Below are 16,887 nucleotides of genomic sequence, written 5' to 3' on the forward strand. Positions count from 1 at the left end.
CAGCTCCTCACGCATGGCCGAGGCGAATCAACGCATCGACCGCAGCCGTGCCATCGGCACCGATCAACAATGGGTTCACATCGAGCTCCAGCAGCTGCGCGGCGTTTTCACAGGCGTAATCGGCCACGGCGCGGATCGCCGCGACCAAGGCGTCCAGGTCCGCCGCGTCACGACCACGAAAGCCTTGCAGCAGTGCGGCGCTGCGCAGGCTCAGCAGAGCCTGGCGAATCGCGCCGTCGGTGGTCGGCAGCAGCAGGCTGCGACTGTCCTTGAGCAACTCCACCAGAATCCCGCCAGCACCAATCACTAATGCCAGGCCGAAATCGTTTTCGCGTTTGATGCCGACAATCAGTTCGGCCAGCGGTGGCTTGGCCATGGGTTCCAGCAACAGCTGATCGAAAGGCACGCCTGGCGCGTATGCGGCAATGCTGACGCGCATTTTTTCCAGCGCAGCGGTCAATGCCGCGCCGTCCCTAATATTCAACGCGACGGCACCGGCTTCAGTTTTGTGCGGCAGTTGCGCGCTAACGGCTTTGAGCACCAGCGGGTAACCCAGCATTTCTGCATCCTTCAGCGCCTTTTCCCGGGTACTCAGTACGCCATTGGGAGTCGGCAGGCCAAACGCACGCAAGGCCTGTTTCGAATCCCACTCATTGAGCAAGCGCCCTTCGCCTTCCAACGCTTGCGGGCAGAGCGGCGCCAGCGCCGATTCACCGAGGGCCAGCAAGGCCTGCCGGTTGCGCTGGTAACCGGCGATGCGGCCCCAGGCTGCCAAACCGTCTTCCACCCCTTGCAGCGCCGCGACGCCTTGAGCATGCAAATGCTCACGGGCATGGGCCGGCAGCAGCTCCGGGAAGGCCGAGGTGACGAAACCGGTCTTGCCGTGACGCACCAGCGCTTTGCAGTACAGCTCCAGCAGCAGGTCGCATTCCTTGCGCTCGCCGGTAAACTCCGCGGGATAGTCGAGCACCAGCATCGCTGCATCGGCCTGTGTGCGCAGGGCGCTGTCGAGCATGGCATTCAAGGCCTCGCCGTCGCCCCAGATCGCCGTGGTGAAGTCCAGCGGGTTGACCAGGTTGGCGTAGGTCGGCAGTACCTGTGCCAGTTCACTGGTTTGGCCAGCGTCGAGCTTCGGCAAACTAAGGTCGTTGCGCTCGGCATAATCAGCGATCAGCCCGGCGTCGCCACCCGAGCAGGCCAGCGCGATCAGACTGTTATCCGCTGGCAGGTTGCCGCAGGCCGCGGCTTTCAGCGTTTCGACAAAACTCACCGGGCCACTGACGCGGATTACCCCGAGGCGCGCAAACAAGGCGTCATACAGCGCATCGGAACCGGACAGTGAACTGGTGTGACTCAAGGCCAGTTCGGCGCCGATCTGCGACACGCCGGTTTTCAGGGCAATGATCGGAATGCCCTTCTCCAGTGCCTTGTGCGCGGCGCGGGCGAAACCCGGTACGTTTTTCAGGCCTTCCAGATGCAGGCCGATGGCGGTGACCCGTGGCTCATCGAGCAACACGTCCATCAATTCGGCCACACCCAATTGCGCCTGATTGCCGACCGAGGCCATGTAGGCCACCGGCAGCGAGCGGTCGCTCATGGACAGGTTATAGGCGAAGTTGCCGCTCTGGGTCAGCACCGCTACGCCCTTCTCCACCGTTTTGCCACCATGGGCCACCGGCCACAGCGCGGAGCTGTGCAGGTAGTCGAGCAGGCCGTAGCAGTTGGGGCCGAGCAAGGCCATATTGCCGGCGGCTTCGAGCAGTTGCTGTTGCAGGGCCTGGCCTTCGGCGCCGGTTTCGGCAAAACCGGAGGCGTAGCAGATCGCGCCGCCGGTACCGATGGCGGCCAGTTCGGCGACACAGGTCAGAGTCAAGTCGCGGTTGGTCGCGATGAACACCGCGTCCGGGCCGCACGGCAGTTCGGCAATGCTGCGCACACAGGGCACGCCTTCGAGGCTGTCGTGCTGCGGATTGACCAGCCACATATGCCCAAGGTAACCGCCGTCGGCACAGCGCTTGAGCGCACGGGCCATGCTGCGGCCACCGACAAACGCCACGTGTTGCGGCGCGAGCATGCGTTTGAGGTTGTCACGAATCGTTGGCGACATTTAAATTCTCCGGGCCAATCAGCGCAGCAGCGGCCGCAGCAGCTCGCGGGAAATGATGTGGCGCTGAATTTCCGAGGTGCCTTCCCAGATCCTCTCGATACGCGCGTTACGCCAGATGCGTTCCACCGGCCCTTCATCCATCAGGCCCATGCCGCCAAAAATCTGCACCGCCTCGTCGGCTGCGCGACCCAGCACTTCGCTGGCGAACAGCTTGGCCATGCCGGCCTCGCCGTCGGTCATGGTGCCCTGGTCCATTTTCCATGCGGTGTGCAGGGTCAGCAGTTCCGCTGCGCGGATTTGCGTGGCCATGTCCGCCAATTTGAAAGAGACGCCCTGATAGCTGCCGATCGGCTGGCCAAATTGCTTGCGATCGGCCGCCCATTGCAGCGACACGTCCAGCGCCCGTTGCGCCTGACCGACGCAGTTGGCCGCGACCATCACCCGGCCAGCGGTTAGCCAGGCGTTGGCCACGTCCCAACCCTTTCCGACTTCGCCCAGCACTTTGGAGGCCGGCACATGGCAGTCGTCGAAGAACATTTCGAAGGTGTGGTATCCACGGTTGCTCACGCATTTCGGGCCACGGCGAATGGTCATGCCGGGGGTGTTGCGGTCCACCAGGAACGAAGTCACGGCGTTGCGCTTGCGGCCGTTGTGCTCGTAGGTGTCGGTCACCGCGAAAACGATGGCGAAATCGGCGTGGCCGGCGTGGCTGATGAAGTGCTTGCTGCCATTAAGGACGAAGTTGTCACCGTCACGCACGGCGCGGGTCTTGATCGCGTTGGCATCGGAACCGGCACCCGGCTCGGTCAGGGCAAAGCAGTCGATCTTCTCGCCCTGGATGCACGGCAACAGGTAGTCGTTGATCTGGTCGTCGGTGCAGGCCATGAGGATTTTCGATGGCCGCGCAACGAACACGTGCAGCGCCCAGGACACCTTGGACAATTCACGCTCGATCAGCGCCTGGGACAGGTAATCCAGACCACCACCGCCGACCTCTTCCGGCATGTTGAAGGCGTAGAACCCGGCGGCAATCGCCTTGCCACGAATCTGCGCCGCCAGTGCCGGGGAGACTTCATCGGCGCGATCGACTTCATCCTCGTAAGGCAGCAGTTCCTTGGCGACAAAACTGCGTACCGCGTCCACCAACATTTCTTGCTCTTGGGTCAGTTGGAAATTCATGGTGCTACCTGTGGTTCATGTGCTGATAGAGGAGTGCCTAGGGTTAACGACCGACAAAACGTGCCGAGCGTTTTTCCATGGCGGCGCGCAGGGCTTCGTTGCCGTCTTCACTGCGACCGCACAACAGGCCAGCGGCCAGCTCGGCCTGCAGCTGCTCGGGCAAGCTGCGGTCAGCGCCTTCGCGCATGAGCTTTTTGGTCTGGGCAAAGGCAAAGGTCGGCCCTGCGGCCAGGCGTGCGGCGAGTTCACTGGCGACGGTCAGCAGTTGATCGTCGGCGCAGACATCACTGACCAAGCCAGCGTCCAGGGCACGGTCGGCGCCCCACAATTCGTCGAGGAACAGCAGGCGCTTGGCCTGCTCTGCACCCATCAGCCGTGGCAGGTGCCAACTGGCGCCGGCGTCCGGCGAATAGGCCATGCTGGTGTACCCGGCCTTAAAGCGTGCCGACTGGCCGGCGATGCGCAGGTCGCAGCACAGGGTCAGGTCCATCCCGGCGCCGACGGCGGTGCCGTTGATGGCGGCGATGGTGGGTTTTTCCAGGCTGTATAAACGGGTCATCAGCGCGTGCGCAGTGTCGGTCCATCCGTAGCTTTCCAATGCGCCACGGGCTTCGGCGGCGGCCCATTCGTCGAGGTCGGCACCCGCGCAGAAACTGCGACCGCTGCCGGTCAGCACCACCACGCGTACCGCAGGGTCGGCGTTGAAATCGTCGAGCAAGGTGTGCAAGTTCTTCAAAGTCGGAATGTCCAGCGCGTTGCGCTGAGCAGTGCGATTGAGGGTGATCCAGGCAACGCCTGCTTCGACCTGACTGAGCAGTGAATCGTGAGTAGTCATGCGAGTCCTCGAATTATCGTGTTTGATCTGAGGTGATGCGAATTGAGGCCATACTAAACGAGTGTTCAGTAAGACGGCAATTGGTGATGATATAAGCTGTAACAGACGTAAAAAGTCTATAAGTAGCTGTTCTATATAGGTTATGTATCGATACTAAATTCTTGATCGATGACGCTGTTACAACTTCGAACAACCTACACCGCTGTGCGCAATCTGCCCGCGAAAGGTGATTTCCCTGAATGCACAAAAAAACGCGACAATCGCCTGCCGCGTTTTTTGTCAGTCGATGGGAATTACGCCGCCGGCAACGTCGGGGCCAACACCGCCTTGCGTTTACGATGGAGCAAGAAATACGCGCCATAACACAGAACAATGAATCCAAACCCCCAATACAACGACGGACGCTGGGTTTCATCCAGGGCCAGGAATACGAACAAAGAGCAGCACAGCGTGATGCACATCAAGGGCAGCACCGGGAACCACGGGGCGCGGTATTTCAGATCGCTGAGTTTTCCGCCGTCGCGCAGGTAGGCTTTGCGGAACTTGTACTGCGCCAACGCGATGACAATCCAGGTCACAGTGCCGGACATACCACTCACTGCCATCAGCACCATGAACAACGTTTCGGCGGCGATGAAGCTAGTCAGCAGCGACACCAGGGCAAAGCACAAGGTGATGCTCAAGGCGCGCAACGGCACACCACGTTTGCTCAACAGCGAAAGACTTTTCGGCGCCATGCCGGTTTTCGACATTGCCCACAGGATGCGGGTCGAGGCGTACAAGCCGGAGTTGCCAACAGATAGAATCGCCGTGAGGATCACAAAGTTCATCAAGTCAGCGGCAAAGGGGATGCCGACCATGTCGAACACCTGTACGAAGGGGCTTTCCATCAGGCCCGCCTGCTGCCACGGCACGATGGCTGAGAGCACGACAATCGCCAGCACGTAGAAAATCAGCACGCGGAACACCACGTTGCGCACGGCACGCGGGATGCTTTTTTCCGGTTGGTCGGTTTCACCGGCAGCCACGCCCATGATCTCGCAACCCTGGAAGGCGTAGACCACGGTCATCATCACCGCGAACACTGCCGACATGCCGTTGGGGAACAGCGAGTCGCCGATAAGGTTGCTCATCATCGGCGCGGGCGCGCCACTGGTCAGCGGGATCACGCCGAAGATCACCAGTACACCGACCACGATGAAACCGAGAATCGCCGCAACCTTGATCCCGGAGAACCAATATTCCGCTTCACCGAAGGCGCGGGTCGCCAGGGCGTTGAGGCCGAACAGTACCACTACGAACAGCGCCGACCAGTACCAGATTGGCACCGCCGGGAACCATCGGGTCATCAACATCCCGGCGGCGGTGAATTCCAGGCCCACGGTGGTAGCCCAGCTCATCCAGTACACCCAGCCGATCATGAAGCCGGTGGCCGGGCCGATGAATTTCGTGGCATGGGTCTGGAACGAACCGGACACCGGCATCTGCACCGACAGCTCGCCCAGGCAGACCATCACCAGGTACATCAGGAAACCGGCGACCAGGTAGGCCAGAATCGCCCCCATCGGGCCGCCTTGGTTGATGGTCACGCCGGAGCCCATGAACAGGCCGGTGCCGATTACGCCGCCCAGCGACAGCATGAAAATGTGCCGGCTTTTCAGGGCACGGGTCAATTGGATGCCATTGCGTTCGATGTTTTCGCTCATGTCGGCACCTCAGCAATCAGTGAGGTGCGCAGCGCATGACAGGAGGTCATTGCGCAGGATGGGATCAGCTTTACGGCCATTCATTATTATTATCTCCAATAAGCTTCGAAGACCGCGCTGCGGCGGCTGCGTCGATTATTGGAAAGCGATGTAAGGTCGTGTTGTACGTAAAGATCGAAATTGTAGAATGTCGTAACAAACTTGTACGTCAGCTCTGCAACAGGTGTTCCAGGGTTTGAAGTGAGCGCTGCAATTGCTCATGAACCCGTGGCGCCAGCTCACGGATGGCCGACTCGTCGTTGACCTGCGCCACTTCTTCCAGTGTCCGCAATACAGCGGCCAACGCTCGAAAGCCTAGCGAGTCACAGCTGCCGGCCAAGCGATGCGCCAGGTGCGCGACTTCGGTGCAATCCTCGGCCTCGGTGGCTTCGCGCAGCGACTCCCGGTGCTGCAGGATCGAGTCGCGCAGCATCGACAGCAGACCCTGCACCTTTTGCACACCGAGCAAGCTGCGATGGGTTTGCAGCAACGGCCAGTCCATGACGTTGTCATCCGGCGCAGGTTCCCGGTCCGGCGTCTGCCCGGCCAAGGCCTGACGCAGGTTGTCCAGTTTCAACGGTTTGGCCAGTACGCCGTCCATGCCCGCATCCAGATACCCGCGCACCAGCGAAGGTTGCACGCTGGCCGTCAGGGCGAAGATGCGGGTCTGGCGGTTCGGTCCGTCGTTGAGGCGGATCTGCTTGCACAACTCGACACCACTGATACCCGGCAGATGCACGTCCAGCAGAATCAAATCGAAAGTCTGGACAGCGCACTGCACTAACGCCTGTTCACCCTCTTCGGCCAACCACACTTGATGACCGTCCCGTTGCAGCAGGCCCTGGACCACTTCGCGGTTCAGGGCCACGTCCTCAACCACCAGAACCTTGAGTGCTGATTCCACGACAGCCACCGGCGTAACGGCTACTGCACCGATGGCGAGCTGCAACGTCAGCTCGAACCAGAAACAACTACCGCGCCCGACTTCACTGTCAACGCCGATACATCCGCCCATGTGCTCCACAAGATGCTTGCAGATCGCCAGCCCCAGCCCGGTGCCGCCAAAGCGCTGCGCCACTTCCTCGCTGGCCTGAGTGAAGCGCTTGAAGACTTTCGCCTGCATCGCCGGTGCGATGCCGATCCCGTCGTCCGTTACACTCACCCGCATACGTTGCCCGCTGCGCCCTTCAGGCTGGGTGAGCAACGCCACCTCGACGCTGACTTCCCCGCCTTCGGTGAACTTGATCGCGTTGGCCAACAGGTTACTCAACACCTGTCGCAGGAATTGCTCGGCGCCATGGTGATGTTCAGCCAGCCGTTGATCGACTCGGCAATGCAGGATCGTGTCGTTACTCAACGCCTTGGGTTCCAGCAGAGTCAACACTTCGTCGAGCAGTTGGCGAATCGAAAAACCCACCGGTTCGGGCAGGCTTGTGCCCTCCTCCAGCTTGGCGAAATACAGCACTTCATTGAGGATCGTCAGCAAACCCTCGCCAGCCTTGCGCAGTGCATCCAGACGTTGGCTGTCGCGCTCGTCCAGGTTGGCACCGCGCAACAATTCGGCCATGCCGAGGATGCCGTTGAGCGGCGTGCGCAGCTCGTGGCTCATGGTCGCCAGAAAGCGCGACTTGGCCTGATTGGCCGCTTCGGCCTCGTCCTTGGCGCGCATCAGGCTGGCGGTGCGGCGCTCGACCATGCGCAGCAATTCGTCGCGATTGTCCTGCAAGGCCAGGCGATCGGTTTCCCGGCGGTCGATGTCGCTGAGGATCGCCCGGCGCATGTCGTCAAGGGCGTGGGCCACGGTGTCGATTTCATCGTTATAGGCACCACGATTTTTGTCCACGCGTAAAGGCTCGTGCCATTCACCGGCGGCGATACGCCGGGCGAACTCGGCCATAACTTGCAGGTGACGGGTGACCAATCGGTAAAACAAACCGGACAACGCCACCGCGAGGCCACAGAGGAACACGCCCATCCACAGCAGACTGGTCAGCCCGGTGGCATACAGGCGCTGATACACCGCGCCCAGATCGGTACTGACTTCAAGTTCGCCGAGATGGCGCAACGGGCCGGATGGCGGTTGGTAGTCCAGGGCAAAACGCTCGATACGCAGCGGCCCCACCGGCTCCGGGTTACCGTGCAGCAGATCGTAATCCGGACTGATCAGGTGCACCCGCGCCACATCGGAAAAGTCCACCAGACCGCGCAACTGCACACTCAATTGTTCCAGGTTCAGATCCCACAGGCTGCGCTCCAGGCTCGCCAGGTAGCCGGCGCGAATCAGCTCCATGCGCGAGTCGATCTCGCGCATCTCCCGGCGATATTCGATGTACAACTGCACGGTACTGGCGAGCACAGTGAAACACAGGCTGAACAACAGAATGAACAGCAGCAGGCGCCGCAACAGTCCACCAGGGCGGGCGTGGATCATGGCGCGTTCGCCGGCAGGTTGATCATGTCGCGGTAGGTGACTTCGCTTTCATTGAGCAGACGCTCGATATCGCCGCCATCGACCATGCGCTGCAATTGCGCATTGATGTCTGGCATGCGCGCGGCCAGTGGAGAGCGGCGTGAAACGGCGACTCGCAGGTAGTCCACGCTGAGGGCATTGGGTAACGCAACGATGTCTTGCGCGCCGGGCATTTTTTCCACGTACAACTGCCCGGTGCGGCGCTCCTGGGTGATGAAGTCGATGCGCCCGCGAATCAGTTTGCCGAAGTTCTGGCGGCTGTCGGAGACCCATTCAATGTTGTTGTTTTGCGCGACCATACGATCGAATTCCACGCCATAACTTTCGCCAAACAGCAGTCCGCCCCGGTAGCGGGCCAGGTCTTCCAGCCGTTCGAATTTCACCGGGTGCTGGCGATTGATGAACACCGCCACCTCTTCGCGCAGCACCGGCACCGTGGAAAACAACATGCTCTGTTCCCGTTGCGCGGTGGTGTAGGCCAGCACCACGTCGACCCGGCCTTCGGCGGCGTCGAGCAGGCAACGCTTCCAGTTGCCCAGCACCACGATTTCGACTTCGTAGCCCAATTGACCGAACAGGATTTTCACTACGCTCGGCGCCAGGCCCCGGACCTGTTTGCCGTCGCTCCAGGAAATCGGCGGGTACACCGGATAGTCGCAATAGCGCACCTTCTCCGCCGCCAGCGTGTTGCCTGTCACCAGCAGCAGGCAAAACAGTCGCGCCACGGCCCTCACGCAGCGAGGCTGGCAGTGAACAGGTAACCGGCGCCGTGGATGGTGATGATCAACTGCGGTTCTGCCGGGTCGTCGTGCAGCTTGCGGCGCAAGCGGCCCACCAGCACATCGATTGAGCGGTCGTTGGGCACCCATTCGCGGTTGCGGATCTGGTCCATCAACTGGTCGCGGCTCAGGGTGTGACCGCTGTTGCGCAGGAACACGCTGAGCAGCTGGTATTCGCCGTGGGTGAGCAGGGTTTCACTGCCGGCCAGATCGATCAGGCGTCGGCGGTCGGTGTCCAGCGCCCAATCGGCGAACTGTTTGACGGGTCTGGGGACTGTGGCCACCGGTTGAGGAATCTGCGCGTGACGAACCCGGCGAATCAGGTTTTTCGCCCGGGACACCAGCTCGCGTGGATTGAGGGGTTTGATCACATAGTCATCGGCACCGCATTCAAGGCCGACGATACGATCGATTTCATCGTTGCGCCCGGTGATCAGGATGATCCCGACTTCCGAACGCACCCGCAACTCTCGGGTCAGGGTCAGGCCGTCCTTGCCCGGCAGGCGGATATCGAGCATGACCAGGTCCACGGTCTGGCTGGCCAGGAAGGTTTCGGCCAGTTCCGCCGTGGCGGCGCAATGAACGTCGTAGCCCTCCTGGGACAAGTAGGCGTGCAACAGTTCACGAATCAGCGGATCGTCATCGACAATCAGTACCCGAGGCGTCATTGCTTGGTGTCCTGCACAGGCCCGAAGGCGTATTTCTTATTAGAGTGTTTTTCTGCATCAGCGGTAGAGAGTAGTCACTACTGAACAGGTGATCAACAGCTGCTCGTCTGCACGCAAAAACGCTGGCGGCCACCGGCCTGCAATCCGTCGACCCAGGCTTCGCAAATCTGGATACCCTGCTCCGGGGTAAAGGTGCCGGGATTGAGCCCGTACTCCAGCCACAGGCCATCGAGCAAGGCACTCAGGCTAATCGCGGCGAGATCGCCGTCGAAGTTTTCCCAACCCTCTTCCTGCGCCAGTTCCAGCAGCACCTTGCGCAAGATGCCGCGATACTCGCCGTAGGAATGATCGTGAGCCTTATTGATCGCCTCGGCGGTTTTCACCGCACCCCAGAACGCCAGCCAGGCATCGATCAACTGCGGGTCGAGCAATTCGGCGGAGAACGAGCCGCGAAAAAACGCCGACAAGCGCTCGCGGGCAGTGGGTGCGGCCTGCTCCATGGCGTCGCGCAGCAGGCTCATGACCCGCCCGGTGATCGCCATATAGGCCTCGGCCACCAGCTCATCCTTGCCGGAATAGTGATGGCTGATCAGGCCTACCGAAACACCCGCCTCGGCGGATATCTTGCGGATCGACGCACCCTGAAAGCCGTGGCGCTTGAGGCATTCCAGCGTCGCCTCGATCAGATTGGCCTTGCGCAACTCCGGTTCCATGCGGGAAAAACGGGCTTCCTGATTCATGGGCAACACGCTCCTGGATTCAATCACTGGGGCTCGCGCTGTCATTGCAAGCTGAACGACTGTACAGCAAGAGCGTGGCATGTCTCCAGTCAGTTGCGCGTCCGGGAGACCGTAGCGCCCCAATCGTGGGCAAGCCTCGCTCCTACAGATTTGGGTTGTTCCACCATTATCGACACGAAGCAAAACCTGGAGCGAGGCTTGCCCGCGATGACCATAGGTATCTACACATCTCCCGATCCTGGTCTATAAAAGGACGGCATGGATATCAAATGACCGGGCTAGATGCCCGACTGACAAAACGATACGACGAGTTAGTCATGGGACACAGTAATGGACTACCGGCTCTGGCCGCCGGGATGAAAGCCTTGCCGCGAAGCGACAAGGCTTTTGCACAGACGCAAGCGCTTTGGAGATTTTTGAGTAATGACCGAGTCAGGCCCATAGATCTGGTCAAGCCGCTGCTGGCGTTGGCCCACGAGGGTTGTCGAGATGACTGCGATGATTACGCGCTGGTCATGCACGATTGGTCCCGGCTCAATTACATGCACCACCATAGCAAGGCTGATCGCCTGCAAATGACCCACCGAGGCGATATCGGTTACGAACTGCAAAGTAGCCTGCTCGTCACGGATCGTGACGGTGCACCGATCTGTACTCCCGCTCAAAATCTGGCAACCAAAGACGGCGTGCTCAGCACGCGAGCCGAAGAAATGCTGGCCCCTGAAAAACACCTGAATGAACTGACACAACGTATCACTTGGCTGGAACAGCAGAGGTTTGCCAAGCCTCTTGTCCATATCGTGGATCGAGAGGCTGATTCGGTCGCTCACCTGAGGCAGTGGCAGGCCGAGGGTCGGCAATGGCTGGTGCGAGTCAAGGCTGGCTCCACGGCCAGTCATGAAGGTCAATCCAGGCCCCTGAGTCAAATTGGTCGCCAGATGATCTACAGCGAAACCCGCAAGGTCGACTACAAAGGAAAACCCGCCATTCAATCGGTGGGAGAAACCGCCGTCGTGTTGACTCGTCAAGCCCAGCCCTTCACCCAAGACAGGGCCGACCGCAAGACGCTACGCAAGTCCGGTGAGCCTTTACCTGCTCGGCTCATCGTTAGCCGAATACTGGGAGACGACGGCAGCCTGTTGGCCGAATGGTATTTGCTGAGCAACCTTGGGCAAGAGGTCGCGGGTGAAAGATTGGCGCGTTGGTATTACTGGCGTTGACGTATCGAGTCCTACTTTAAACTGCTCTAAGGTGGCGGGCATCAGCTGGAAAACTGGCAGCAAGAGAGCGGTGAAGCCGTGTTTAAACGGCTGCTGATCGCCAGTCAGGCGTGTGCAGTAAGTTGGCGTCTAATGCGGGCAAAGGGTAGTTTGCCGAGCAAACACGGGACTTTTTGATCCGTCTGTCGGGTCGACAAATGAAACGCTCGCAGCCGGTAACAGCTTCTGCGGTGCTGGCCGGTTTGTACATGCTTTTGGCAATGTGCGAGACGTTGGAGCAATACACTCCCCAGGAACTGGCGGGGTTTGCTAAAGAAGCCATCGGCTGGGTGGCCAGCCGAAGACTTTAGAGATGTGTAGATACCTATGCCGCGATGACGTCAGCCCATTCACACAGGGTCCCGATAACCCGGCGCCACTCGTTCCAGCAATCTCAGCAACGCTGCCCACGCCAGCTGCATCCCATCGGGGTCGCTGAGTTCACCCTCGTCCAGCGGCCGACCAGGGTTGTTGAACTGGCGCTAGGTGTGTTCGCACACCTCGGCCGGGGGGGTAACACCAGCTCACCGGCAGCTTGCGCGGCCAACTGGATTTGGTGTGGGTATGCAGCACGCATTGTGCGTCTTCGCGGGCACCGTGAATGGCGCTGTGAATCACGAAACCGGCGGGGTTCACCGGGTACGGTGACAGTTCAACGACCCGACCTTCGAGGTCGATTTTCACCAGATTGGATGCAGTGATTTCATCAAACATCAGCCCATAGGGGTTGATCAGAAAGTGATGTTCCGGCCCCGGCAGGCGCACCGAGATGTGGGTGAAAATCAGGTCGGTCATGCGGAAATGTGCAATCAAGCGATAACAGGCCGCCAGTTCTTCGCGCAGGCGCTGTTCGGTAACGCTGCGCGCAGTCAGGTGGGTCGCGATCTCATTCATTGTTGTGGTTCTCCAGGCTGATCGGCTCGGGCGGACAGTACGGCTGGACGTGCATGGACGTTCAGCCGCAGTCAGCTACTTGCTCGCCCAGGCGTTGAAGCGCTCTTCAAGCTCTTCGCCATGGTCGACCCAGAAACTGACGTCCATCGACAGCGCGCCCTTGAGGTTCTGCGGCGCAGTCGGCACCCATTGCGCGAGTTTGTCGTCCAGTCGCGCAACGGCCTCGGTGTTGGTCGGGCCATAGGGGATCTGCTGCACGTACTTGACCTGGGCATCCGGCTGATTGGCAAAGGCGATAAAGCGCTGGGCCTGATCGACGTGTTTGGAGCCTTTGATGATCGCCCAGTAGTCCATGCCGTACAGGCTGCCGGGCCAGACCAGCCCCAGATGACTGCCGCTTTGCGCGGCGGCGGCGATGCGTCCGCTGTAGGTTGAAGTCATCACCACATCACCGGCGGTCAGCCATTGCGCCGGTTGTGCGCCCGCTTCCCACCACTGGATGTACGGCTTGATCTGATTGAGTTTGGCAAACGCCCGGTCTACGCCCTGTGGGGTATTGAGCACCTTGTAGACATCCTCGACCTTCACCCCGTCAGCGAGCAAGGCGAACTCCAGGTTGTACACCGCGCGTTTGCGCAGGCCACGTTTGCCGGGAATTTTCTGCACGTTCCAGAAATCGGCCCATGAGGTCGGAGCCTTGGCCAGTTTGTCGGTGTCGTAGGCAATCGCAACGCTCCACACCAGCGCCGCTGAACCGCACTCCTGCGCGGCCTCGGGGATCAACTGCCCGGCGTGGCCCAGGCGGGTCCAGTCCAGACGTTCATACATGCCTTCTTCGCAGCCGCGCATCAGGTCCGGGCCTTCGATCTGCACCACGTCCCAATCGACATTACCGGTGTCGACCATGACTTTGATCTTGGCCATTTCGCCGTTGTATTCGCTCTGGATGACCTTGCTTTGATCCACTGCGCTAAACGGTTGGAAGAACGCCACGTCCTGGGCTTTTTGTCCGGCCCCGCCGTATCCGACCACCACCATGTCCGAAGCTGCCTGAGCGCTGCCTAGGCCGATGGCCAGGGTCAACACCAAGGGATAAAAACCGTGCTCGAGCGTATTCGATTTCATCAGTGGTTCCTCGTACAGGTGCAAAGCCGAATATCGGTCGGCATAGCCCTTTTTTATTGTTGGTGAGGTTCGCCCCAGGAGCGGGCTCGAAACGAAACTACTGCAAGCCACAGTAAAAAAACAAGTTGATTTTTTACTGTTGGTAAATTTATATAGACCAATAGTAACAATGCCGAAACCCGGCCTTTCGGCTCCAGCCTGCCCGGAGTACCCGTACCATGCCGAGCCCGACCCCAGCTTATGCGCACCTGTTCGAACCCTTGCAGATCCGTGGCAAACGCCTGAAAAACCGCATCATATCCAGCGGTCATGACACCTCGATGCCCACCGACAACCTGGTCAACGAACAGCTGATCGCCTATCACCGGGCGCGTGCCGAGGGTGGGGTTGGGCTGATCGTGCTGCAAGTGGCCGGTGTGCATGACAGCGCGCGGTACACCTCCCACGTGCTGATGGCCACCGACGATGCCTGCATCGATGGATACCGGAAAATCGCGCAAACCTGCCACGCTCACGGTACCTTGGTGCTGTCGCAGGTGTTCCATCCGGGGCGGGAAATCATGGAGTCCAGCGATGGCCTGCTGGCCGTGGCCTACTCCGCTTCGGCGGTGCCCAATGAACGTTTCCGGGTGATGCCGCGCGCACTGGATCAGGCGATGATCGACGAGATTGTCGCCGGTTATGCCGCTGCCGCCCGGCGTCTGCATCAGGCCGGGATCGATGGCGTCGAAGTGGTCGCCAGCCACGGCTACCTGCCAGCGCAATTCATCAACCCCCGGGTCAACCGCCGAACCGACGGCTACAACGGTGAGCTGGAACAGCGTCTGCGCTTCCTGCGCGAAGTCATCGCCGCGATACGGGCCAGCACCGACGAGCAGTTCATCATCGGCCTGCGCATCTCCGCCGACGAGCGCGACCCTGAAGGCCTGACCGAAAACGAATCCCTGGCTGCCGTGCAATCGCTGCAACCACAACTGGATTACGTGCACATCGTCGCCGGCACCTCAGCGTCCCTGGGTGGCGCGGTGCACATCGTGCCGCCGATGGCGATTGAAGCGGCGTACCTGGCCAAAGAGGCTGGCACCTTCAAGGCCGGATTGAGCATTCCACTGTTCGTCACCGGGCGCATCAACCAACCGCAGGAAGCCGAACTGATTCTGGCCCGGGGTCAGGCCGATGTGTGCGGCATGACCCGGGCGTTGATCTGCGACCCGCAAATGCCCAACAAGACCAATGCCGGCCGCGCCGAAGACGTGCGCGCCTGCATCGCCTGCAATCAGGCGTGCATCGGGCACTTTCACAAAGGTTTGCCAATTTCCTGCATCCAGCACCCTGAAACCGGTCGCGAGTTGATCTTCGGAGCGCGGCAACCGGCGCCAATACGCAAGCGCATCATGATTGCCGGCGGTGGTCCGGCCGGGATGAAAGCCGCTGCGGTGGCGGCGCAATGCGGGCATGATGTGACGCTGTACGAAGCCAGTTCACAACTTGGCGGCCAAGTGCTGTTGGCGCAATTGCTGCCACGGCGCAGCGAATTCGGTGGCGCGAGCACCAATCTGCAACGGGAAATGGAATTGGCCGGGGTTCGAGTAGTGCGCAACACCCGGGTCGACCGGGCACTGGTGGAACGGGAAAAACCGCAGATGGTGATTGTTGCCACTGGTGCCGAGCCATACTGGCCGGCGTTCGAACGCGGGGGTGAATTGCAGGTGGTGGATGCCTGGCAGGTGCTGCGCGACGAAGTGCAAATCGGCCGTTCGGTGGTGGTGGTCGATTGGCGTTGCGACTGGATCGGCCCCGGCATCGCCGAGCGTCTGACCCGTGCCGGCCATCAAGTGCAACTGGCGGTCAATGGCACCCATTGCGGGGAAAACCTGCCGCTGTACGTGCGTGACCAACTGGCCGGTGAGCTGCACAGACTGGGCATTCCCATCACCCCTTACGCGCGGCTGTACGGTTGTGACGACAACACCGTTTACTTGCAACACACCGCCAGTGGCGAACCCATGTTGCTGGAAAATATCGACACGCTTGTGTTGTGTCAGGGTCATCAACCCGTGGACACTCTTGGCGCGGAACTGCAAGGCCTGGTGGAATTTCGACGCATCGGCGATTGCCTGGCGCCGCGCACCGCCGAAGAAGCGATTTATGAAGGTTTGAAAGTCGCCTGGGCGCTTTAAGCCAGTTTATACTCCGGGCTTTTACCCTGTTGGAGCGAGCTTGCTCGAGATGCTCCTTGCGTGCTTACTGGTTGGAAGCGGCGTCTGTGAGTCCATCGCGAGCAAGCTCGCTCCTACGGGGTTCACGTTCGACCCGGTTCGGAACTCACCATGAGCAACAACAGCAATACACCGCCCGCAATCGGCACCGCCGAACCGCACTTTCTCGGCACGCGGATTCGCGGCCTGCGCAAACGCCGGGGCATGACCCTAGCGGAACTGGCGCAATTGAGTGAGCTGACAGCGGGCTACATCAGCCAACTGGAACGCAATCTCGCCTACCCGTCAATTCCGGCGCTGTTCAACATTGCCCGTAGCCTCGGTGTGACCATCCAGTGGTTCTTCGCCAGCGAAGCCAACACCGCCCCCGAAGACGATGGCGTGGTGGTGCGCAAAAACAGTCGTCTGAGCGTGCATTACGAAGACGGCATCGTCGACCAGCTCCTGACCCCACCACCCAACCGGCAACTGGAAATGCTCCATTCGCGCTTTCCGCCCGGCACCTATAGCCAGCAAAGCTACAGCCACGAAGGCGAAGAAGCCGGTTACTTGCTGTCCGGCAGTTTCGAATTGTGGGTCGGCGAGCGCTACTTTCAGCTCAACGAAGGCGACAGCTTCAGCTTTTCCAGCCAGGAACCGCACCGCTATGGCAACCCTGGCGAGGTGGATGCGGTGGTGATCTGGGTGATTACCCCGCCAACGTTCTAACGGCGCCCGCGGCCACTCGACGGGGTGATCACTTCATCATCACGCAACTGGGCAAAACCCAGCTCACTGTAAGCAATAACATCGTGGCGGCAGTCCTTGGTACTGCCAGGACTGTCATTCCCGTACTTTCGGACCTCGTTTGCTTTTCGCGACCTTTTT

General features: G+C 60.4%; 13 protein-coding genes and 1 pseudogene. 4 read left to right on the forward strand and 10 right to left on the reverse strand.

Features of this window, described 5'->3' with window-relative positions; translation table 11 throughout:
* Positions 1-7: 7 nt before the first annotated feature.
* From ACMXYH_RS22570 to ACMXYH_RS22605, 8 genes are all read right to left on the reverse strand, one after another.
* Positions 8-2,107, reverse strand: a complete 2,100-nt coding sequence (locus ACMXYH_RS22570) for an acetate--CoA ligase family protein (RefSeq protein ID WP_415764988.1) — start codon at positions 2,105-2,107, stop codon at positions 8-10.
* Positions 2,108-2,125: 18 nt separating this feature from the next.
* Positions 2,126-3,286, reverse strand: a complete 1,161-nt coding sequence (locus ACMXYH_RS22575; RefSeq protein ID WP_415764989.1) for an acyl-CoA dehydrogenase family protein — start codon at positions 3,284-3,286, stop codon at positions 2,126-2,128.
* Between the two features lie 43 nt (positions 3,287-3,329).
* Positions 3,330-4,121, reverse strand: a complete 792-nt coding sequence (locus ACMXYH_RS22580) for an enoyl-CoA hydratase/isomerase family protein (RefSeq protein ID WP_415764990.1) — start codon at positions 4,119-4,121, stop codon at positions 3,330-3,332.
* Between the two features lie 293 nt (positions 4,122-4,414).
* On the reverse strand, positions 4,415-5,827 hold the full coding sequence (locus tag ACMXYH_RS22585; protein ID WP_415764991.1) for an amino acid permease: 1,413 nt from the start codon (positions 5,825-5,827) through the stop codon (positions 4,415-4,417).
* A gap of 208 nt (positions 5,828-6,035) precedes the next feature.
* A complete protein-coding gene (locus ACMXYH_RS22590) occupies positions 6,036-8,297 on the reverse strand; it encodes an ATP-binding protein (protein ID WP_415764992.1) in 2,262 nt (753 codons plus the stop codon).
* A complete protein-coding gene (locus ACMXYH_RS22595; RefSeq protein WP_415764993.1) occupies positions 8,294-9,061 on the reverse strand; it encodes a substrate-binding periplasmic protein in 768 nt (255 codons plus the stop codon). Before ACMXYH_RS22595 ends, ACMXYH_RS22590 begins: the two co-directional genes overlap by 4 nt.
* Before the next feature lie 5 nt (positions 9,062-9,066).
* The gene (locus ACMXYH_RS22600) at positions 9,067-9,783 is read right to left on the reverse strand and encodes a response regulator (protein WP_415764994.1); all 717 of its coding nucleotides are present in this window, start codon (positions 9,781-9,783) and stop codon (positions 9,067-9,069) included.
* 92 nt (positions 9,784-9,875) lie between these two features.
* Positions 9,876-10,523 (reverse strand): TetR family transcriptional regulator C-terminal domain-containing protein, encoded by a 648-nt coding sequence (locus tag ACMXYH_RS22605; protein ID WP_415764995.1) that lies wholly within the window; start codon positions 10,521-10,523, stop codon positions 9,876-9,878.
* Positions 10,524-10,792: 269 nt separating this feature from the next.
* Between ACMXYH_RS22605 and ACMXYH_RS22610 the strand changes: the two genes are divergently transcribed.
* The gene (locus ACMXYH_RS22610; RefSeq protein ID WP_415764996.1) at positions 10,793-11,743 is read left to right on the forward strand and encodes a transposase; all 951 of its coding nucleotides are present in this window, start codon (positions 10,793-10,795) and stop codon (positions 11,741-11,743) included.
* A 197-nt stretch (positions 11,744-11,940) separates the two neighbouring features.
* A complete protein-coding gene (locus tag ACMXYH_RS22615) occupies positions 11,941-12,093 on the forward strand; it encodes a hypothetical protein (RefSeq protein WP_207267287.1) in 153 nt (50 codons plus the stop codon).
* A gap of 39 nt (positions 12,094-12,132) precedes the next feature.
* Here ACMXYH_RS22615 and ACMXYH_RS22620 read toward each other — a convergent pair.
* Positions 12,133-12,676, reverse strand: a pseudogene (locus ACMXYH_RS22620) (class II aldolase/adducin family protein).
* A 75-nt stretch (positions 12,677-12,751) separates the two neighbouring features.
* Complete coding sequence (locus ACMXYH_RS22625) at positions 12,752-13,801, reverse strand: ABC transporter substrate-binding protein (RefSeq protein WP_415764997.1); 1,050 nt, start codon at positions 13,799-13,801, stop codon at positions 12,752-12,754.
* Positions 13,802-14,019: 218 nt separating this feature from the next.
* Here ACMXYH_RS22625 and ACMXYH_RS22630 point away from each other — a divergent pair, with 218 nt between their 5' ends.
* Positions 14,020-15,981: an FAD-dependent oxidoreductase gene (locus ACMXYH_RS22630; RefSeq protein WP_415764998.1), complete on the forward strand. Its 1,962-nt coding sequence runs from the start codon at positions 14,020-14,022 to the stop codon at positions 15,979-15,981.
* Between the two features lie 150 nt (positions 15,982-16,131).
* Complete coding sequence (locus ACMXYH_RS22635; RefSeq protein WP_415764999.1) at positions 16,132-16,728, forward strand: cupin domain-containing protein; 597 nt, start codon at positions 16,132-16,134, stop codon at positions 16,726-16,728.
* Positions 16,729-16,887 lie beyond the last annotated feature (159 nt).

Source organism: Pseudomonas frigoris, assembly GCF_047758635.1.
Lineage (GTDB): Bacteria > Pseudomonadota > Gammaproteobacteria > Pseudomonadales > Pseudomonadaceae > Aquipseudomonas > Aquipseudomonas frigoris.